We start from the raw sequence: 21,873 nt of genomic DNA on the forward strand, positions 1-21,873 counted from the left end.
GGCAGATTTATTGGCTCTTCATTCGGCAATAAGTATTTTTCGTTTAGTACGCTGAGGCCTGGCATAATATATGAGGAGATGTAATATTATTGCAAGGTCCTCTTTTGAGGTATTTAAAAGCATATGTCCGGATTCATAACGAGCGACGCCCTTCTGTTTTCGGCACCACATACACCTGGCTTCCAGCACCAGAAAATCCTGCTGAAATACTTTCCTGGGTAATTTGATACGGCACCGGAATATTTCGTCCCTGTCAAAACGCTTCTCCGTGAAAATCCGGATTCCTTCGATGCTGATATCGGCCAGCGTGCCCAACTGCCGGTAGCCGCGAAATTCATAAACAGGGAAGGCTCCATCGAATTCGAATCTAACCGACTTTCGGCGGTTCTCCATTTCGGTTGTTTTCACGTCAGGCAAGTCTTCATCACCCCAGTCACATAGCTTGAAACCCAGAACCATGTATGAAATCAGGTCCGCCTCAATGCCTGACACTTGCAGGTGATAACCGGATTCCCAGTGACCTGCCGCGACATTTTTCCTGCACCAGCGGCACTCGGCGGCGAAATAGATTTTGTCGTGCCCCAATATCGGTTCCTTTAACTTCACCCGGCATTGAAGAATAGTTGTGGGTTTGATAGGCCCGTCTGTAATAAACATGGCTCCGTCAGTGGAAAGATTGATCAGTTTGCCCAGAGGTCGCCCGTCCCGATCATCATAGACCATAATGTATTCCCTGGGAGCATGTCTTTCGATTTTTCGACGTTCCATTTTCCTGTTGCCTCATCAAATTATATAAGAAGCTGTCCCCCATTATCATATCGGCCATACCGGCTGCAAACTGAAGTCTTACGCAATACCATAGATATTTGCGACCGGGAGAATTAACAGTCTTTAATTTTGTGCAGATTATTGCGACACGGGTCAGACTCTCGCTGGCGCCGCTCGACCACCTATCGGCGGCGGCGTGTGGTCGTTTTCTTTTTCAATGAGCGGCCGAAGGGCTTTTGCGGTTTTTCGGCACGCTGTTGCTCCAGTACAAAGGCCGGCAGGGTGCGCGGGGCGCGATCGAACGGCAACGCCGGGACCTGCTTAATTGAGAGCCCGGTTCTTATCAATTTTTCGATATCCCTGATGTCGCTTCGCTGATCGAACGTAGCAAAAGAAATAGCCCGTCCGGCCATGCCTGCCCGCGCGGTTCGACCGATGCGGTGCACATAGTCCTGGGTATTGGTGGGCAGATCATAATTGACCACCAATTCGATTCCCACCACGTCAATACCTCGCGCGGCGATGTCGGTGGCAATCATCACACGGTACTTGCCTGATTTAAAGCCTTCAAGCGCATCGCGGCGTTGCGCCAGGCTGCGGTCGGAATGGATCTCCGCCACGGATTGTCCCATGACGCGCAAATGGCGAGTGAGTTTGCGGGCCCCGTGCTTGGTGCGGGTGAAGACCAGGACCGATCCGTGATATTCGGCCAGCAACACCTCGAGCAGCCGACTCTTCGCTTCCTTCTCGATGAAGAATACCTCTTGCACGACTTTCTCGACGACGGTCCCAGACGGAGCGACTGCAATATTGATGGGCAGCTTCATATGCTGATGGGCCAGCCCCAGAATCTCCGGCGGTATAGTCGCAGAGAACAGCATGGTTTGACGTTCTCCTGGAACCGACCGCAGAATCTTGTTGATTTGCGGTGCAAAGCCCATGTCGAGCATGCGGTCGGCCTCATCCAGAACCAGAATCTTAACACTGGAGAGATTGAGTATCCGTCGTTCGAGGAAATCCACGAGACGTCCCGGAGTGGCGATTATTATACGAGGATTTTTTCCCAACGCACGTATTTGTTTTCCTTCCGGGACCCCGCCGATCAGCACGGCGGTGCGGAGACCGTGCGACCGTCCCACCGCCAGAAGCGATTCGTCCACCTGTATCGCCAATTCGCGCGTCGGCAGAAGCACCAATCCACGTCCCTTAAGTTGCGCCAGGCGCTGGATCATGGGAATGCCGAAAGCGAGGGTTTTACCGGTTCCGGTCTGAGCGACCGCGATCAGGTCCTTGCCTTCAAGCCCGATCGGGATCGAGCGGCTCTGAATGGGCGTCGGTTCCGTGAATTTAAGACGGGCGATGGCAACCAGCAGCCCCGGGGCGATGCCCAGGCCGCCAAATCCTGCAGTGTATGATTTGCTTTTCATTATTCCAAGATACTAATATTTTTCCGCAAAAGATAGTATAAAACCACCTGTTGATCGGCAGGATTAAGGCGTGAAGTCGAAACCTGCTTCGCTTTGCTCAGCATCCTCCGCCCTTTGGGCTCCGGACAGGGGATTTCGACTTTACTCTTACTTACCAGCTTAAGACAATTCGATAGCGGGCTTTGCCACTTTTCAATTTTTCAATGGCTTCGTTGACCTGATCAAAATGAAATTCCTCGACGACCGGCTTTATCTTATGCATGGCGGCGAAGTCAAGCATTTTCGCAATAGCAGCCGGACTTCCGACCGGTGAGCCGGATATTGAGCGCTGCCCCATGATTAAAGGAAAGACTCCGATATCGAGGGGGTCAAGGACAGCTCCGACAAAGTGCAGCCGACCCTTTGCGTTCAGGGTTGACAGGTAGGTATTCCAATCGAGTTTTACATTTACGGTCGATAAAATAAAATCGAACTGTCCCGCCGCCGCTTCAAGTTCTTCAGCGTTGCGGGAGTCAATTGTTTGATGCGCCCCCATCTTGATTGCTTCCACCTTTTTCGAATCGCTCGATGTGAAAGCCGTCACTTTGCAGCCCCAGGCATTCAGGAACATCAGGGCCATATGCCCCAATCCGCCGATGCCTATAACCCCGACTTTGTCGGTCGGTTTGACGCCGAATTGTAACAACGGATTAAAAACAGTGATACCGCCACAGAACAGGGGCCCGGCGCTCTTAATATCAAGTCCCTTGGGAAGGACTACCACGCTGGCATCATGGGCGCGAACCTGCCTGGCAAAACCTCCATGCCGGCCGATGATGGTTCCTTCCTGCTTGACGCACAAATTATGGTCGCCATTCAGGCAATTCGGACAGGTCATACAGTAACCCGAATGCCACCCCAGCCCGACTCTTTGACCGATCTTCAGATCGGTGACATCTTCACCCGATTTGGCAATGGTCCCGATAACTTCATGACCGGGCACAAGCGGGTATTGCGAGAATCCCCATGAATTGTTGATCATGCTCAGGTCACTGTAACAGATTCCACAGTGTTCAACATCGATCTCGACATCATGTTTTCCCAGCGGGCCGGGGTCGTATTCGAACGGTTCCAGTTTACCGCCCGGCGCGAGTGCGGCATAAGCTTTTATCATCGATTCTCCTTTTTTGATATTATTATGATTTTCAATATATACGAAAGAAGCGCTGTTATATTGATAATTAATAGGCAATTGTGGACTTAAGTTGTTGGTGGGCAAGGAATATTTTATTGTCAAATGTGTGGAATGGCTAATCTGCGCGGACAAAAATACGAGGGAGAGGGGAAATAATATTGCCTAAGTGGTGTAGTTGGTGTATATTAATTCGACATCAAAAGATTATTCATTGTCGGTTGTTTGTATGAATGTGGAAAATTTGGTTATGGAATAATTATATAACGGGAATACAAAAAAGTATTATGCCAACTGAACAAGAAAAAGTAGCAATCTTAACTAAAGTATTTGATAATCAACAGGTACTAATATCAAAAGCTGACGCCAAGGCTAATATCGCATTAAGTATTCAGACCTTTATTATCACAACTATTTTGGGGGCATCAATAGTTTTTGATATATTTAATAAAGTAAGTAGCCTGAGTTGTTTCATTGAAATTTCTTATTTTGCGTTGATTTCTATTTTCTTTATTATTTCCATTCTCGGTATCGCACTTTCTATTTTTGTATTCATGCCTAGACCGCCTCAAGAAAAAGAAGAGGTCAGTAGAAATGGAATTACTTATTATGGTCACATTAAGAAATATAAGAATTCAAAAGAATATATTAGAGCAGTCAATGAAACAACGCAGGAATTATTAATAATTGAATATGCATGTCAAAACTATACTTTGTCGAAAATAGTTGACTATAAAATGAAGTATGTGAAGTACTCAGTAGCTATGCTTTTTATTAATATATTGCTGGGGATTTTATTATTAATATTTTCACTCATTATCAAATAAAGTATGGGTTACATAACTGAATTAGATAGTAAAATCGAAGATTTCATGGAAGGCAACTATGAAATTATCGAAACAAAAATGATACCGTCAGTAAAAGATGTGGCTTTTGGAAAAAAGGCATATAAGGTAAAACTTACGGCATTATGCATAGATCTACGTAGATCGACTGATTTGTTATATATACAAGACACTGAGACTTGTGGCAAAATTCATAAGTCTTTTTTAACAATTGCCACAAAAATAATTTTAGAAAATGGAGGTGAAGTAAGAAGCTATGAAGGAGATAGTGTCTTGGCATTTTGGCCCGCGCACTACAAAAATGAAATTGAAACAGCAGTTAAGGCAGCGTTTCAACTAAAATGGGCATTGGATGTTAAATTTTCAAAATATTTTGAACAGTATTCCAAACTTGATTTTGGAATTGGTATTGATTGGGGCGAAGTTTACATTATAAAGGCAGGACTCCCAAGAAATGATAATAATAATGATTTGGTTTTCCTGGGATTATGTGTAAACTATGCTACAATGATTGCCAACCAGGCATTTGGACCAAATCATATTGAAATTTCATCTATAACGTATTCAAATCTAACAGATAATTGGATTTACGGAGATAAGAATGGTGGTAAAGAAAATATGTGGAAAGATGGAATCGTGATATGGAAAGACAAGAAATGGCAGACGAAACTTACTACATGGCATCAAAAGATATCTAGTTAGGTAAAAGGCGATCAGGTGGGGGAAAAAGGTATTTTAGAGGTCGCAAGGGAGTACATTTTAAATGGCTTTGAGTGATGATCTCAAAGAAGAAATAAAGAAGATATTTTGTGACGTATGGTCAACCCGCAAGGGCCTGGTGGTCCCTGAATCGAATGACATCAAGCTTGACAATGATGCAGTCATACTGGATGGAACAGTTCTATATGCTGACATAAATGAATCAACAAATCTCGTCGACAACTACAACTCAGAATTCGCCGCTGAGATATATAGATCATTTCTCCATTGTACCGCAAAAATCATTCGCGCTGAAGGTGGCACTATTACATCATATGATGGCGATAGGATTATGGCCGTTTATATTGGAAAGTCAAAAAATTCTGACGCAACGCGGATAGCACTTAAAATTAATTACGCGGTGAAAAATATAATAAATCCGTCAATAAGGCGGCAATATCAAAAAACAAGTTTTTTAGTGAAGCATGTAGTAGGTATCGATACTAGTAAACTCATGGTCGCACGTACTGGAATCCGTGGTTCAAATGATTTAGTATGGGTAGGTCAATCAGCAAACTATGCAGCTAAGTTATCGAGCAGACCGGGCCCACCGACACAGATTACAGCCAAGGTGTATGGGCGTTTGAATAATTCATCGAAATTTGGAAAGGATAATGTAAACATGTGGCAAAAAACTTCGGCCTCTGAACTCGGCACTATGATAATATATACATCAAAGTGGTCGTGGAAAGTGTAATTTGTTTGGTTAAAGTAAGGGTAGATCGAAACTCTTGTAGTCTCGGCTCTTCTTATTTGGGTTCTGCGCGGCGCGGCGGGTTGGAAGTGTCCCCCATTTCATTCAGGATAAACCCTTCCTGTTATTCCCTTCTTCATAGTCTGTGATTGGATTTACATCAGTGAGATTTGGACCTACCTGAGTCTATTCGAGTGCGGGGAAATAAAAAAATAGTCAGGAGCGCCCTTCGTCCCACAGGGTCAACGACGCTCCTGACCTACTTTTGATATAATTTGGAAAGCGGTTATGCGGATAGTCTTGGGTGTATTGTACTCGAGCTTTCATTCAGGATGAACTGCTTTTTCTCGGCCTGTTTGCGTTCATCAAAATCGAGGATTGCTTTTCGGACCCGAATGGCTTTCGGCGTCACTTCAACCAGTTCATCATCCCTGATCCACCCCATGGCCTGCTCCAGTGTCATCTTGCGCGGGACATCAAGCTTGACACCGATATCTTTGGTCGATGACCGGTGATTGGTCAGGTTCTTTCGTTTGGTGGGGTTGCAGGTCATGTCCATATTTCTTGAGTTCTCGCCGATAATCTGGCCGATATATATTTTTTCCGTCGGTTCAATAAAAATGGCCGACCGTTCCTGCAGTCCTTCCAGGGCATAGGCGGTGGCAATACCGGTATCGGAACTGATAACAGAACCCTTGCTTCCCTGCGGAATATCACCGCGCCAAGGCTCATAGCCGATAAAGCGGGACGTCATAATTCCAAGACCGCGTGTGTCCGTCAAAAAGTCCGGCCGGTATCCGATCAGGCCGCGAGTCGGGATTTTGAAGGCGATACGAATTGTTTTCGTGCCCGCATTTTCCACCGTTATCAGCTCGCCTTTGCGTTTGGCGAGTTTTTCGATGATGATCCCCTGGTGTTCTTCCGGGACATCAATAATAAGCTGCTCTATCGGTTCCAAAAGATTGCCGTTTTCGTCATGATGAGTGATGACTTCCGGGCGGGAAATGCAGAATTCAAGTCCTTCCCGCCGCATTTCTTCGATCAGGATCGCCAGGTGAAGTTCGCCGCGTCCCGAAACTTTTACACCATCCGGGCGGCCGAGATCTTCCATCCGAAGCGCCACATTCACGCGAAGTTCTCGTTCGAGCCGTTCTTTCAACTGACGGAGCATGATCGCGGTGCCGTCCTGACCCGAGAAGGGGCCGTTGTTGACGAGGAAAAACATCGAAAGCGTGGGTTGCTCGATCTCAAGCGGTTTCAGCGCTTCTTTGGTATCTTCATTCCCGGAAAAGGTGTCGCCGATGCCGATCTCCGGGGGGCCCGCCAGCCAGACAATATCACCGGCGGAAATTTCATCGGTTTCAACGCGTGTCAGACCGCGGGTAATCCACATATGGAGCCCCTTCGCCTTTGAAGAAGAAACAAACTGCCAGCCTTTGTCCTGAGATAGGGGGTCTTTCAGCTTTGTAACCATGCGGGTGAACTCTTCACCCTTTTTCAAAGTGCCGCGGAGGACGCGTCCACAACCGATTTGACCGATATAATCACTCCAGTCAAGAGAACTGACCTGCATCAGGAAATCACCCTCCTGATTGACCTGAGGAGGCGGCACTTCGTCGATGATGGTCTGAAAAAGGGGATCCATTCCCGCAGGCTCATCTTTGTCCAGATCATTAACAAACCATCCGTCAAGACCGGAACCATAAAGGACCGGAAAATGAGCCTGTTCATCGGTGGCGCCCAACTCTATAAAGAGGTCGAAAGTTTTATTCAGGGCATAATCGGGGCGGGCGTTCGGACGATCGACTTTATTGATAATGACAATCGGGCGAAGTCCGAGTTTGAGGGCGCGCATAAGAACATAACGTGTCTGAGGCATCGGCCCTTCGTTGGCATCGACCAGCAGCAGAACCGAGTCAACCATCGAGATAACCCGTTCCACTTCACCGGAAAAATCGGCGTGACCGGGAGTATCTATAATATTTATCAGGTAATCGTTCCATGATACGGTGCAGTGTTTTGCGCGAATTGTGATACCGCGTTCGCGTTCGATTATATTGTTGTCCATGAGCCGTTCGGCGACTTCTTGGTTATCACGGAAAGTCCGGGTGGCTTTGAATACGGAATCTATGAGGGTCGTTTTGCCGTGATCAATATGGGCAACAATCGCAAGATTTCGAATATGAGAAATATCAGTCATTAATCAAAACACCTTTCGCGTGCAGACAAATCTGCTCAACAACATATTTCAAAAACATCTACGGATTAAACTTTAGGGGAGTAATCGCGCAGAAAAAACCCGAACAGATAATTTACTGTCCGGGTATCTATAACAGCCCGAGAAGTATAAAGTTTAATTTTATTTTGTCAATGAATATTTTTTAGGTTTGGCGAAAGTATGGGTTTTTAGGGTATTTGGGCCGAATGCCGACCGCCACCGGCCAAAAACCCCTTCGATTACATGCCCGAAGGGGGTGAAACCAGAAAAAGCGGGGGCAATTAGACGAGTTTTGCGACTTTTTATAATATGATAAGGCCAATGACTATATAGAGTTATCATTGGCCTCAACATAAGCCTTTTTCATCAGAATTTACGGGCAGTTTGGCTCTGGACCACCTTTGTATAAATAGCCTATAAGATAGGTTACATCCAGAATGTTAACCGTTCCGCTGGAGTTGACATCTGCTGCTTCAATTGGGTCAGGCGAGGGGCCACCCTTATAAAGATAGGAAATCAGATATGTAACATCGAGGATGTTGACTGTCTTTGAGCCGTTGACATCGCCACAGATATAATCAAAATAGCCAACCACAAATGGCGACAGTGATTCTGATGTTCCGCAGATAGTATTTGATGCGGTATCGGCGGAGGCAGTAATATCTGCCCAATCCGTGCCATCATAATGAATCAGTCGCAGCATGTTTTCCTGACTTGGAGACATTCCAGCATCATCATAATCAACGCATACTTCAATCAGGCCGGAATACCCTGCCGTTGTCGTGATGTTGTAGTAGATGGGAAGGTCTGCGGGAATAATCTGCAAACCTGATACGCCGGGTCCAGTGTAAGACATAGTCATCTCCGTCGTGCCGGCAGTTAAGACATCGCCAAATGTCAAGTCGACAGACAATCCGAGAGGCACAATTACGTTGGTGCCCTCCGGCGTTTCCCCCGCAAAAGTACAATCACCGCCCTGGTCCGGATTGTAAATCCAGGGGCAGTTATCACCCGTGCATGCATTTTCCGGATATCCCGGATCGCCAAAACCGTCGCCATCGGTATCGACACAAGCAAGGTTCTTGTGGATGTTTACCGATCGGTCGACATACGCTTGCGAACAGACTACCGCTAAATCCAAATCACCGTCGTTGTCATGATCGGATAGCACCATGGAAGTCGGATTGACCTGGGTGATGACCCATGTAAATCCCTGAAAGCTGAAGCCGCCGAGGTTACTAAAGGGGCCGAAGTCACCATGCACATAAGATGGCGAACCGAAGGTGGCTATCAAATCGACATCTCCATCGCCATCAATATCACCGGCGGCCGTACTGGTAGCCCAGGCGTTTATAGCGAGAGATGTGTTCAGTGCAAACTGCCTGTCTCCAAGCCCCTCATAGAACGTGAGCATAGCGTCACGACCACCGGACATACCATGACTTCCCAGCTCAAATGCAACAATATCAACATCAGAGTCGCCATCAAAATCCGCAACTTCTACGTCGCCCACATACGGACTGGCCAAATCCAGGTATGTCGGGAACAAACCATGATCATTATTGAAGAATACTGTAAAGTATGCCCCTCCATTTGATGTTGCTAAATCAAAATACCCGTCTCCGTCAATATCTGCTGTCCATAGTCCGATAATATCAGTCCATTCGTGAACCGGAAGGGGACCGGGCGAATGAAATGTGGCATCTCCGTAATTAAAGAGAATGACAACCTGACCCTGGTCATGTGGATAGGGGGTTTCTATATATGATCGCAGCGCGACCGCCAAATCAGCATGACCATCGGCGTCGAAATCAGCCGTGCAGATTCCACGCGCGTTGCCGGTTCCGTATGAAAATGATGGCTGAACCGTGAATATCCCGCCGCCATCGTTCAGCATTAACGAAATATAATTATCATATGAACCGGTTGTTTGAAATATCGCAATATCTATATCGCCATCGCCGTCGTAGTCGGCAACAGCCAATCCGGCGCACCCGGGAGCAGCAGATACCTGATAAAGCACATAAGGTGCAAAACCGCCCGTCGTATTATTCATCATTACCGATACAATAGTTCCGCTTGCCTGAACCAGATCAGCGTAACCGTCGCCATTGAAATCAGCAGTTGCGATGGCGCCTTCCGCCGTACCGGAAGGGATTGTGGTTGCGGAGGAAAAAAATCCGGTACTGCCACTGACCGCTGCAGTAAAGGACCAGGTATAGCCCTGCGCAAGCGGCACGCCCGCTGCCGATTCAATGCCGATAGTCAGAACAACCGTTACCTTTTCACCTGCCGGATACGGGATATCTGGTGTAAAGATCGCTGTGTTGCCGGTGCAAGTAATATTTCCCTCCACCCTGCCAGCTGTGTTTCCCGTCACAACAAATGTATTGGCGTTGATTGTGGACGGATTCATATCCATGTCAAAGGTTGCCGTGATCGTACTAGTGCGAGGGACATTGAGCTCGTTTGGGATGGGCGACTGTGTAGCTACATGGGAAGGCACCTCCACTTTGGTCCACTTGGCAAGATATGCTGCAACTTTATTTCCTGCGATTGTGAAATCACCACTTACAAGGAGCGTGTCATTATGAGCCATGAGAGAGAATACCTCGCCATCTGTTCCCGAGCCTAACGACGACCATGTGTTTCCGTTCCATGAGGCAATGCAATCATTTGTCGTAGCGTTAGCGGTGGCAAAGATTCCCCCGATAAAAAGCTTGTTGTTACAGGCAACCATTGCACGAACTTCGTCGGTACTGGATAAACCACCCCATGTTCCCACAGATGACCAAGTTGTGCCATCCCATGAGGCCAACTTCTCCACGCCAATGCCTCCCGCCGTGTAAAAGTAACCTCCTGTTATCAGAAGGTTATTGTAAACTGTTAGTGCAAGCACGGTCTGATCTAATCCGGTGCCTAATGGTGACCAGACTGTGCCGTCCCAAGAAGCGATGCGATTGGCCGTTACACCACCTGCGTTCACGAAATTGCCTGCGGCAATAAGCACTTGGCCATATACGGTTAGTGCATAAACATTGCCATCCATTCCAGATCCGAGCGGCGTCCAAGCGGAGCCGTTCCAAGAGGCTATTCTATTCGCGCTAACGCCGTCTGCCGTAGTAAATACCCCTCCAGCTATCAATTTACCATCGTAAACGGTGAGGGCATACACGATGCTACTCATTCCAGTCCCAAGTGGTGTCCAAGCAGAGCCGTTCCAAGAGGCTATTCTATACACATTGACGCCGCCTGCTGACGAAAACGAACCACCAGCTATCAATTTTCCTGCGTAAACAGTGAGAGCGTAGACGTTATTACTCATTCCTGATCCAAGCGGCGACCAACTGTTTCCATTCCAAGGCGCTATGTGGTTCGCTGTCACGTTACCTGCTGTAGTGAACTCGCCCCCTGCTATTAGCTTGTTGTCAAACAGGGTTAGGGCTCTCACCACGTAATTAGTCCCTGAACCCAGCGTAGTCCATGTTGTACCGTTCCATGAAGCTATCGCGTGCATCATATTCGGAAGACTTCCCCCCGCAATCAGCTTGTTGTCATATACGGCGACGGCAAAGACATATCCAGTGCTAAATCCCAATCCCAATGGGGACCATGTTGTGCCATCCCATGAGGCTATTTTTTTTGCGTTCACGCCCCCGGCAGTTGTAAACCATCCCGCGGCTATCAGCCTATTGTTGAATATTGTGAGGGAATAGGCATCGGAACCCAACCCCAACCCCAACGGCGACCAAGCCGTGCCATCCCAAGAAGCTATATTATTAGCGGGTACTCCGCCAGCAATGGTGAACCGTCCTCCGGCGATCAGCATGTTATTATAAATAGTGAAGCACTGTACACCATCATTCATCCCAGATCCCAATGATGACCATGATGCACCATCCCATGAGGCTAAATAATTAGCCGTTACCCCACCTGCAACGGTGAACCATCCTCCAGCAATTAGTCTATTATTATGAACGATCAAAGCATCAACACTACTATTCATTCCCGAACCCAGCGTTGACCACGTGCTGCCATTCCAAGAAGCTATCCAGTTTGCGCTCACGCCGCCTGCAGTTGAGAATCTACCCCCCGCTATGAGTTTATTTTCATAAACTGCGAGAGCAAAAACGCAAGGGTTGTCACCACTTTCATTTATTCCCGATCCAAGCGGTGACCAGGTAAGGCCGTCCCAGGCGGCGATGTGATTGGCTGAACCCCCCCTACCATGGTGAAGCTTCCACCAGCGATTAGCATGTTGTCATATACCGTGAGAGCATAGACACTTTTATTCATGCCCGAACCGAGGGTCGACCACGTTGTACCGTTCCATGACGCTATGTTGCTAACGATAACAGAACCCGCGACGGTCAAAAAACCCGCGATAATAATCGAACCGTTGTAAATAGCCATTGCTTGCACCTGATCCTCAACTCCGGGTATCGATGGCGAAGTATTGTTGTCCCAATAAATATCGTCGGGGTCATCGGCTGGAGAAGCAGGGTGGAACAACGGCTGACCTGTGGCCGGGTCAATGGCCGATTCGAAACCCTCCATATCCAACGAGCCCTGATAGCCCGACTGCCGGGCCGCTTCCAAATCAAACTGACCATCGGCGGTAAGGAAAGTCCCGACACTCGGCATCTTATCCGATTTTGTCTCTCCCGAAGCAAAACAGGAAAATGCCGATATTATGATTAAAGCTGTTGTGAAATAGATAGCATTCCTGATCATCAAATCCTCCGGAGATGAAAATTTTGTGAGCCCGTCAAATATAGTGCAGATGGTTATTATTCATTTGAAGTAGTCAGCCGCTGGTATTGTTGCCTTGCCATGTAATCACTATCCCAATCATAGAAAAAAATATCCATTCCGGCGAACGCCAGGAGTGCTCGATGGATAGCATAAATATAAGATGATTATATTATATTTACAAGAAATATTTGAGACGAAACGGCCCATTTGCGGTCCTCTTTTCAAAAGTGGAATTTTTGATGGTTTGTTGTTCCATAAAAGTCGCATGTGACAAGCCACCCAGGGCATCATGCAGATGTTGCTCGTTGTAGTCAATCAGCCAGTCGTTCGTGATCACCCTGACCTGTTGGAAATCAACAACTAATTACGAATCAATGGCTTACAGGAAGGGCGAGAGTTGCATGCTTCCGCCCGCCAACTTCAGGCAGTTATGAGCCAGACGACTTCAGCCGATATTAGCGATAGAAACAATAGACGGCAATAACGGAGTATTAAAAGATTATAATCAGTCATGAATCTATCAGCATATATAATGAAGCTAAGTCAACCGTTCAGAATATTTCTGGGACTTGTCCTCATCGGAGTAGTGGGTGTCTTAGACGTCCTGACCGGATATGAGATATCTTTTTCACTTTTCTATGTGATTCCTATTTCTTTTGCCGCGTGGTTTATAAGCCGGCGACACGCAGTTATAGCATCATTTGCCAGTGCCTCAGTCTGGCTTGTGGCTGATTGGGCCTCCGGGCATGTCTACTCGCATCCTTTTATTCCTATCTGGAATACCCTAATCAGACTTTTATTCTTCATTATCATCGCATTGATATTAACGGCCTTAAGAAATGCAATGGAGAGGGAAAAGGAATTTGCCCGAATCGACTTTTTAACCGGCGCGGTGAATTCTCGTCTCTTTTATGAATTGTTACAGGCGGAAATAGACCGCCTGCAAAGATATGATCACCCCTTCACGCTGGTGTATATTGATCTTGACAACTTCAAGGCCGTGAATGATCAATTCGGGCACCTTACAGGAGATAAAGCTCTCCGCACTGTGGTCGATTGTGCCAAGAAGCATTTACGAAAGACAGATGCAATTGCGCGACTTGGTGGTGATGAATTCGCGTTTCTCTTACCCGAAACCGACCTGGAATCAGCACGCATTACGCTCACGAAACTTCAAGGCGGTCTACTGGAAGAAATGCAATTAAATAATTGGCCGATAACATTCAGTATTGGGGTTTTGACATGCCATGCTGCACCAGCTAATACTGATGAATTGGTAAAAAGGGTCGATGAGTTAACATATCAAGTGAAGCATGGCAGCAAAAATGCAATCATATTTTCCACTTACACGGGCCAACAACGTTCCGGCGCGTCGTTTCAGGATAATCCGGACACGAAAGAACTATTACGTAAGACTTAGATTTACGATTGATCTGTATATTTGGCTCGATGAAATTTACCAAGCGTGATCCGACCACAACCTGTTATGTTTTTAACGTTATGATATTTAATTTGTTACATCAAAAGCGGCTCGCATCGCACTCTTCCCGATCTATTGTCACACTGGACTATTCAATAAGGTTGCGCTATGCCACGACTGGCGAAAGGCGCTGGAAGGTTCTTTAATACGCCGAAATTAATTTCTCTTAAAAAGGGGTATCAGAAAAATGAGAATCAGGATCAAATACACGTACCAATCGAGACTCATGGCATCACTTCGAAATCTTGGCCAGACTGATAGAAGAAAAAGTGTTGAAAGGAGCGTTACTATCAGCATGCACTGCCTTTGAAGCGCTGTCATAGTTATCTTTCTTTGGAATCGTTCTTTTATTGTCATTTTGCTATTTCCCTTCTTTCACTTATATAAGAAAAAGTTCCCATATAGTCCAACTAAATAATTCATGATTGGGAATAAGTTGGCAAAAAATGGCGACTCCAACCTCACTCTCCCCGGATTTTTGTCACGTTTGATGATTCAATAAAGTTGCGCTATGTTACGACTGGTGGAAAGCGCTGGAAGACAATGCATTTCGAACGGGAAAGTTGTGTTGTTCATTTTAGCTTTGGCTGATCCCTGCAACCAATTGACCAACTATCCCGTCTAATCCAAGAAAGTAGTCTGTTGCAGAAATGTCCTGACGAGTAACTGCCAAAGGAGTGTCGTATTGAATCTGGGAATAAATCATTTGGGTAAGCGCTACAAAGGAAACGTTTGGGGGCTGAGGGAGTTCAGTCTGAGCATAGACTCCGGTATCCTCGGGCTATTGGGTCCAAACGGTGCGGGGAAGTCAACCCTGATGCGAATTCTGGCCACCGTTACCAAGCCTACCGAAGGGGAAGCCAGCTGGGACGGTCACGATATCGCCCGGTCCCCGGAAAATGTCCGTCGAATCCTCGGCTATCTCCCACAGGATTTTGGTATCTATCCAAATCTGAACGCTGTCGAATTTCTATCGTACTTAGCGGCGGCACGAGATCTCACCGGTCAGTCGGCCCGGCGCAGAATCGGTCAGTTGCTGGATTTGGTCAACCTTGGTGAGGCCCGGAAGCGGCGCCTTGGTTCTCTTTCCGGAGGAATGAAACAGCGGGTGGGAATAGCCCAGGCATTGCTTAACGATCCTGAGTTGCTGATAGTCGATGAACCGACTGCCGGTCTGGACCCGGAAGAACGGATACGCTTCCGAAACCTTCTCTCGGAACTGTCCGTCAACCGCATAGTGATATTGTCTTCGCACATCGTCTCCGATCTCGAAGCGGCCGCAACCTCGATCGCCATTATAAACAAGGGGCGACTTCTCGTGCATGCCACTCCGGAGGAGTTGCTCCGGTCAGTGGTGGGAAAGGTCTGGGAAGTCGTCATTGCCAGTTCTGATTTGACCGACCTGAAACAGACGCACATTGTAGGCAGTACGACCAGGACCATTGAAGGTGTCCGAGTGCGGGTGGTAGGGAAGGGGGCGCCGGCGGCTTCAGCTCAACAGGTGACGCCGACTCTCGAAGATGCATATCTCTGGCTGCTCAATGAGCATGGGCGCGGACGGCAAGATGGATAGTCTGCGGATTCTCTTTCAGTTGAGCCTCGCCGATTTCCGGGAGCGAACCCGGAGATATAGTTTCCTCGTCACAATGATCGGTGTGATGTTTTTCGGATACCTGGTGATCACCGGCCAGTACACGATTCAGTTCGGAGAATATAAAAGCGTGTATAACTCGGCCTGGGCGGGGAGCCTGATGGCCGCCTGCAGCACTATCGTGATGACGATTATAGGGTTCTATCTGGTCAGGGGTTCGATCAAACGCGATCGTCTGACGGAAGTGGGACAGATTATTGCTGCCACCCGGATGAGTGGGCGCGTCTATATTGCTTCAAAACTCGTGAGCAACATCGCGGCTCTGTGGTCGATGGTCGCGTCCCTGGCTGTCCTGGCTTTCATCACGTTGTTGATCAGAAATGACACAAGTGAAATCAGCCTGTGGGCCTTCATAAAACCGTTTATTATCATTTCTCTGCCGGCGTCGATTTTCGTGGCCTCGGCAGCAGTCCTTTTCGACACTGTTCGATGGCTTAGAGGAAGCGCGGGTAACATTATCTACTTGTTCCTGGCCGAGAGTTGCGTCTTACTGGGGATGCTTGCGGTGCCGTTTCTTGATCTTGCATCGGTTGCAGTCTTTACGGATAGCGCGCGGGCGGCCGCTGGGAGAGCGTTTCCCGGTGAGACGATCGGACTGTTGATGGGCTTTGTCGGCTTCGACCCGGAAATGCACTTTGACCTGGTCAAGACTTTTCCATGGACAGGAATCGAGTGGACGATCGGCATGCTTCTGCTGCGACTGCACTGGATAGCTATGGCGTTTATGGTGACCGGCATAACTATCCTGATGTTTGATCGCTTTGATCCGGCAAAGGACCGATACAAGAGGATCCGATCAAATCAGAAGGAGGCCGTTTCAGGAAACGGCCGCGGACCGAACCAAAGCGACACCGGACCGGGATATGATTCACTCTGCCTGCCCGAACGGAAATTCAGACTGATTCGAATGGTTAACGCCGAGCTGCGTCTTGCGCTCAAGGGTTTTCACTGGTTCTGGTATGCGGTTGCGGTCGGTCTGATGGCTGCCCAATGCGCGGCGCCATTCAACATTGCAAGGCTGTACTTGATTCCTGCATCTATGGTTTGGCCGCTGGTGATATGGTCATCGATGGGAACGCGTGAATCTCGTTTCGGTACTATCCAGTTGCTTGTCTCTTCGCCACGTCCGGTCATGCGTCAGTTTTCGGCCATCTGGCTGTCCGGCCTGCTGATCGCTGTAGCCTCGGCCGCCGGTATGATTTTTCGAGCGGGTATTGAAGGACAATGGTCCTATGCAGCGACACTGACGGTTGCGGCTTTCCTTGTCCCGACGGTTTCACTGGCTATGGGAACCCTGAGCGGCAGCAGGAGATTATTCGAAGTCACTTATCTGATGGTCTGGTATGTGGGATCAATTGATCATCTAACGACTTTAGATTTGCTCGGCACTATCGACGAATCGGTTAATATCACGAAGCTGGCTGTCCTGAGCCCGGTTGTAGTCGGCTCGCTTGTCATGGCATTCATAACGCGCCATCAACAGATACGTTATTGTTGATCACGTTGCGGATGAGGGGGACACGATCTGCATTAAAGTGCACTATTTGCTGAATGGTGTATTGATAATCGCCCCGATATCACTCCCCCCAGACTCTTATCGAATTCATCTTCCCAATTCGGTCAAAAAACGCGAGCATTGACAGAACGCGCTGGAAAACAATAGAATAATCCGAATGTGATGGGCTGATCGGAAAGGACATAGCAGGAGCAGGAAGATCTGCAAAGGACGATGTGAAATGGATCGTCAATGCTACTATTTTTCAATTGCTCCTTGCAGTGTAAAGTTGAATAATTATTTAATATTGTTTTGCCATACTAATTTGAGTCAAAATGAGTTAGTCTGACGTTTCCAATATCACTATTCCCATACTTAGATGAGTTTCCCTTTCACAATCCGGACTCGCTTTGCCGCGGCCTAATGTTGATTTTGATTGTCCCCGGGGCAGGAATCGGCTATATTGAAAACAGAGTAAACTTGTTTAGGACAAGTAATTATTGTATCGGCGGACTTTTGTGTAAGGAGGTCTCATATGCAAGTCTTGAGGTACACTGTTTTCGCGGCTGTATTTCTCGTGGCAATTTTATTCACACTCGCTGTCAGTTGTTCAGACGATGACAAATCGGTTACGCCCACTCGTCAATGGGGTTGGGCCCCTCTCGGGGAGGGGATGGATAGCATTTGCGAGGTTGATGCAATAATAAACTATAACGGCAATCTGATAGCCGGTGGATATTATGATAGCGCCGGCGGCAAAGTCGTCAATAATATTGCCGCCTGGAACGGCTCATCCTGGGCGTCATTGGGTTCCGGGTTGGACGATGGTGCCAGTGCTCTCACAATCTATGATAACAAATTGATCGCCGGCGGCTGGTTCCGGAATGCCGGTGGGACATCGGCCAATTATATCGCCGCCTGGAATGGTTCCTCCTGGTCGGCCCTTGGAGCCGGTATGAATAATGCGGTTTGGGCCCTCACCGTCTTTAACGGTAAACTTATTGCGGCAGGGCAGTTCACGAATGCAGGCGGTGTCGGCGCAAACTATATTGCGGCCTGGGACGGAACTTCATGGTCGCCGCTGGGATCAGGGCTGGGCGCGGCGGCTCATAGTCTGACAGTATGGGGAGGCATATTGGTCGTCGGCGGCTGGTTCCAATCCGCGGGAGGAGTCACGGCGCATTGTGTTGCCGCCTGGACCGGATCACAGTGGGCTCCCTTGGGCTCAGGGATGTCCGACGGGACCAATCTCGGTGTGTATGCTCTGACAAGTTATTTCGATACACTTGTTGCCGGAGGGAATTTCCGGCTGGCGGACGGCGGCACCGTCAATCATATTGCCAGGTCCGGTATTACAAGCTGGCAGCCTCTGTCATCGGGAATGAGCGGGCCGGTTCATGCCCTCACCGTATTTAACGATAAGCTGGTCGCCGGTGGTGAATTTGTTGTGGCCGGCGCTGTCGGCGCCAATCATGTGGCGGTCTGGAATGGCTCCGCATGGGAGCCGCTTGGTGCCGGAGTCAATGGTTACGTATTCGAACTTGGTGTCTATAATAACCAGCTTATCGCCTCGGGATGGTTTACGGAAGCCGGTGGACAAAAAGCCAGTCATATTGCGTCCTGGGGCTATCGCTGAAGCAGTGCCGACCTCATCGGGCCCGAAATAATGATTTGGCCGTCAAAGAAAAAGCCCCGGCTCAGGCCGGGGCTTTCAAATCTACGGCGGGCCAGACTATTTAATCTACGGCGATAATATCCTGCTCTCCTCGTTTAATATCAAATCGGTTCGGTTCCGGGTCCACATTCAATTTGATTCCCAGTTGACGAGTGATTTGTTGTCCGATATTATGAGCCACCTTCTGTAATGTCGGGTGCACGAACCGGGAGTCCCGTATTTCCACCATGTAAATCGTCGCGGGCAAATCTCCCGTAAATCTGTTGGACGTATTATATCCGATCGGAATGAAATACTGCTGCAATTCACGCGGAATATCCAATTCGCCGATTGTTCGTTCTATCAAGTTTAGATGTGCTGGCAGTTGTTCCCTGACTGCTACCGGGAGATTGTCAATGTACCATTGATTGAATCCCAGCTCGGTGGTGAGCAGGGGCAGCCGCTGGGTGATGGCCCGGTGTCTCTGGACATCCCGGAAAGATCCGTAATCCAATTGATATCTAATGTCCAGAGTGCCAATTTGCCCGACAAATTTCGGAAGTCCTGTTTTCGGCGGCCTTTTCTTGAAGAGGTCCTCGAATTTATTTAATTCATTGCGATCGATATTATCAAAATTTATGGTTGGTTCATCGGGACAGTCCGGTTCGTGATAATAATAATATTCCGCAATCAGATCCTGATACTTCTCAGTCTCTTCGGGTATGTCATGGCCGAAAGAATGCGGGTGATGTTTTTGCAGGGCTTCTTTTATGGCCGACGCCATGTTCCTGACTTCCGGCAGCGGATGATGCGTCAAAAACATCAATTTATCCGCGGCCTGCCTGAGATCGGTATGCCATGAAAAATTGGTCGAGGCTCCCGCCGGAAGAAGACTTCTGGTAATATCAAAAGTCCGCGCATCGATGGCCTTTCCGTAAATGGATTGTTTTTCTCCATCGTTTTTGGGGTGGAGTTTTTTCAGCCATTGGCGCGTCGGTTCCTGGGCGTCAATATAGAATTGTCGCTGCTTTTCCAACAGCCGCTTGCCCTTATCTGTCTCGGTCGGGTCGATAAAGGGCTGTTTGGAAAAATCGAGATATCTTGTGGAAGATTCCTGTCCTCGAAACAGAGGATTATCCTGAACCGCCTTGACGGCCGGCATGGATACGCCTTCGATAAATATGGTCGTATCGCCGCAATCCCCGATCGAATGATGGCCGTAACCGACATAGAATTTCTCCATGAAATTATCGGCCCCTTTTTCGGCCAGGACTTTCAAGTGGTTTCTTAATCCGCCGGTGGAGCGCGAATGCAGGGCCTGCAGCATGGCTTCGGCTTCGGCATCGATAACCGATCCGGTATCAAGAATAATTACTTCGCCGCCGCCTTTTATATTAACGAAGGTATGTTTTAATTCAGTCAGGTTCCGGGCCATTTTCCCCCCTGAGAACGGTTCATTCAATTAAAAGATTTAATTGTATTCACGGTCAAATATAAAATACGAAGACTTAAATGGCTATGAGAAAATAAATCCCGCCGTAATTAGAGAGGTAAGTCAATCGGATTGACGGGGTTGGCGAAATTTTTGAGGTGTGAATTGGCCATCCCGGACGATGGGAGTGATAAGGATGAGAACAGGCTGGGTGGCAGTATCTATAAATAAAAATGGCAGGAGTCCGGAGACTCCTTCCCTGCTTTGACTAGCCGGCCTCTGTTTTTGGGAGGCAAATTGTTTCATTTATTGTTTTCGTAAGATTGTTTTGGCGGTAAATTGTTTAATATTTTCTTTGATAATGCCATAGTTTTACTTAACATCTCCGGATCTAGTCTATCCTTATCTTCGTTATAAAATTTAGTTAAAAATTTATCCCACAAGTCCTTTGTCGTCATAAGTAATTGCCACAGCTTATCAAATTCATTTTTCAATTCTGATTCGAATAAAAGACCCCTTAACGAGTGGACCCAAATGGACATCGCTACTACTTCTGTGTTAAGTCCTCGTTTTCTAAACGCCTTAATAATTTTTTCAAATTCCGACATCATAATTGGATACGCAGATAAGTAAGGAAAATCATTTTTTGTGCCGTCAGGGTACTTAAAAAGACCTTCATTTTGCATTCCCGCTCTGGTCCAAACACTCATTATTAAATAATCCGCTAGCTGTTCTTTATCTAGCTTAGAATAAATATTGATTAAATCCTCCAATTCCCTTTTATAGCCTTTGACGGCAGCTTTATGGATAAAATTAAACATAAATTAACTTTCTACTTTATCGAGTAATTCTATTAATGTCTCATTGGGTAATTCCCATGCTCGTTTCATTGATTCATAAAAGCCATGCGTCAAAAAAAAAGCAAACATGGTTGAAATTTCGCACATCAAAAATGTATCTTCCTTTTCTAATATCCTGCAAATTTTGCTACCGATATATTGGACTTCCCTTGAAGGCTCACCTTGTTGAACATATTCAACCAAGTCTTGTATGTTGGGCTTTGGGTTAACACCCGAAGTCTTTTCAAACATGTAGAATAAGTGGGACTCGAAAATTCTTGCATCACTTTCATCTTTGATAAAATTCTCCCAAAAGAATTTTTGCGCTTGAAACAATGATACATAGGACACTACGAAAAACACATTATTTATTTCTTCTTGCCCTAGTTTATTTAAATCCTTAACCTCTTTTTGCAGGTTTTTCGTAATCTCATCTGAGATTGTAAAAATTGCAAAATTAACCCCAGCGGCTTTCAAGCGCAACTCATCATTTGTTAATTTAGCCGGTCGCTGTTTTTTGCTAAAAAAACTAAACATAAATTTATTTCAATAAATCCTCAATCGAAACGCCCAACACCTTAGTCCTCGTAGATACCGTCTTAACTGTCAAGGGCATAGTTAGGATTAAAGGGTAAATTGTTTTTCAACATTGCCCGGATCATCATCAGTAGTTTTTTCATAACCG

At 47.2% G+C, this 21,873-nt stretch carries 17 protein-coding genes; 7 read left to right on the forward strand and 10 right to left on the reverse strand.

Annotated elements, in window-relative coordinates; all coding sequences use genetic code 11:
• Window positions 1-18 precede the first annotated feature (18 nt).
• From CVT49_10935 to CVT49_10945, 3 genes are all read right to left on the reverse strand, one after another.
• Window positions 19-768, reverse strand: a complete 750-nt coding sequence (locus CVT49_10935) for a hypothetical protein (GenBank protein ID PKK82971.1) — start codon at window positions 766-768, stop codon at window positions 19-21.
• 182 nt (window positions 769-950) lie between these two features.
• The gene (locus tag CVT49_10940) at window positions 951-2,195 is read right to left on the reverse strand and encodes an ATP-dependent helicase (GenBank protein PKK82972.1); all 1,245 of its coding nucleotides are present in this window, start codon (window positions 2,193-2,195) and stop codon (window positions 951-953) included.
• Between the two features lie 151 nt (window positions 2,196-2,346).
• On the reverse strand, window positions 2,347-3,348 hold the full coding sequence (locus CVT49_10945; protein PKK82973.1) for an alcohol dehydrogenase: 1,002 nt from the start codon (window positions 3,346-3,348) through the stop codon (window positions 2,347-2,349).
• A 251-nt stretch (window positions 3,349-3,599) separates the two neighbouring features.
• On the opposite strand from CVT49_10945, the gene CVT49_10950 reads away from it, so the two are divergent.
• From CVT49_10950 to CVT49_10960, 3 genes are all read left to right on the forward strand, one after another.
• Window positions 3,600-4,193 carry a hypothetical protein gene (locus tag CVT49_10950; GenBank protein ID PKK82974.1) on the forward strand — a complete coding sequence of 198 codons (594 nt, stop codon included), beginning with the start codon at window positions 3,600-3,602 and terminating at the stop codon, window positions 4,191-4,193.
• A gap of 3 nt (window positions 4,194-4,196) precedes the next feature.
• Entirely contained in the window at window positions 4,197-4,913 is a 717-nt protein-coding gene (locus CVT49_10955; GenBank protein ID PKK82975.1) for a hypothetical protein, read from the forward strand.
• Window positions 4,914-4,974: 61 nt separating this feature from the next.
• Window positions 4,975-5,667 (forward strand): adenylate/guanylate cyclase domain-containing protein, encoded by a 693-nt coding sequence (locus tag CVT49_10960; GenBank protein PKK82976.1) that lies wholly within the window; start codon window positions 4,975-4,977, stop codon window positions 5,665-5,667.
• A 283-nt stretch (window positions 5,668-5,950) separates the two neighbouring features.
• Here CVT49_10960 and typA read toward each other — a convergent pair whose 3' ends face one another.
• From typA to CVT49_10975, 3 genes are all read right to left on the reverse strand, one after another.
• Window positions 5,951-7,864, reverse strand: a complete 1,914-nt coding sequence (gene typA, locus CVT49_10965; GenBank protein PKK82977.1) for a translational GTPase TypA — start codon at window positions 7,862-7,864, stop codon at window positions 5,951-5,953.
• Between the two features lie 391 nt (window positions 7,865-8,255).
• Entirely contained in the window at window positions 8,256-11,948 is a 3,693-nt protein-coding gene (locus CVT49_10970; protein PKK82978.1) for a hypothetical protein, read from the reverse strand.
• Window positions 11,949-12,037: 89 nt separating this feature from the next.
• On the reverse strand, window positions 12,038-12,616 hold the full coding sequence (locus tag CVT49_10975) for a hypothetical protein (protein ID PKK82979.1): 579 nt from the start codon (window positions 12,614-12,616) through the stop codon (window positions 12,038-12,040).
• A 532-nt stretch (window positions 12,617-13,148) separates the two neighbouring features.
• Between CVT49_10975 and CVT49_10980 the strand changes: the two genes are divergently transcribed.
• A complete protein-coding gene (locus tag CVT49_10980) occupies window positions 13,149-14,057 on the forward strand; it encodes a GGDEF domain-containing protein (GenBank protein ID PKK82980.1) in 909 nt (302 codons plus the stop codon).
• A 216-nt stretch (window positions 14,058-14,273) separates the two neighbouring features.
• On the opposite strand, the gene CVT49_10985 is transcribed toward CVT49_10980, so the two are convergent.
• A complete protein-coding gene (locus CVT49_10985; protein PKK82981.1) occupies window positions 14,274-14,474 on the reverse strand; it encodes a hypothetical protein in 201 nt (66 codons plus the stop codon).
• A gap of 328 nt (window positions 14,475-14,802) precedes the next feature.
• Here CVT49_10985 and CVT49_10990 point away from each other — a divergent pair, with 328 nt between their 5' ends.
• From CVT49_10990 to CVT49_11000, 3 genes are all read left to right on the forward strand, one after another.
• Window positions 14,803-15,690, forward strand: a complete 888-nt coding sequence (locus CVT49_10990; GenBank protein ID PKK82982.1) for an ABC transporter ATP-binding protein — start codon at window positions 14,803-14,805, stop codon at window positions 15,688-15,690.
• Window positions 15,683-17,266 (forward strand): hypothetical protein, encoded by a 1,584-nt coding sequence (locus CVT49_10995; protein ID PKK82983.1) that lies wholly within the window; start codon window positions 15,683-15,685, stop codon window positions 17,264-17,266. Before CVT49_10990 ends, CVT49_10995 begins: the two co-directional genes overlap by 8 nt.
• Window positions 17,267-17,936: 670 nt before the next feature.
• Window positions 17,937-18,899: a hypothetical protein gene (locus CVT49_11000; protein PKK82984.1), complete on the forward strand. Its 963-nt coding sequence runs from the start codon at window positions 17,937-17,939 to the stop codon at window positions 18,897-18,899.
• Between the two features lie 100 nt (window positions 18,900-18,999).
• Here the strand turns inward: CVT49_11000 and CVT49_11005 are convergent, their stop codons facing one another.
• From CVT49_11005 to CVT49_11015, 3 genes are all read right to left on the reverse strand, one after another.
• On the reverse strand, window positions 19,000-20,352 hold the full coding sequence (locus CVT49_11005) for a hypothetical protein (protein ID PKK82985.1): 1,353 nt from the start codon (window positions 20,350-20,352) through the stop codon (window positions 19,000-19,002).
• A gap of 299 nt (window positions 20,353-20,651) precedes the next feature.
• Window positions 20,652-21,170: a hypothetical protein gene (locus CVT49_11010; protein PKK82986.1), complete on the reverse strand. Its 519-nt coding sequence runs from the start codon at window positions 21,168-21,170 to the stop codon at window positions 20,652-20,654.
• Between the two features lie 3 nt (window positions 21,171-21,173).
• Window positions 21,174-21,725: a hypothetical protein gene (locus tag CVT49_11015; protein PKK82987.1), complete on the reverse strand. Its 552-nt coding sequence runs from the start codon at window positions 21,723-21,725 to the stop codon at window positions 21,174-21,176.
• Window positions 21,726-21,873 lie beyond the last annotated feature (148 nt).

Source organism: candidate division Zixibacteria bacterium HGW-Zixibacteria-1 (assembly GCA_002838945.1).
In the GTDB taxonomy this organism is placed as follows: Bacteria; Zixibacteria; MSB-5A5; order GN15; family PGXB01; genus PGXB01.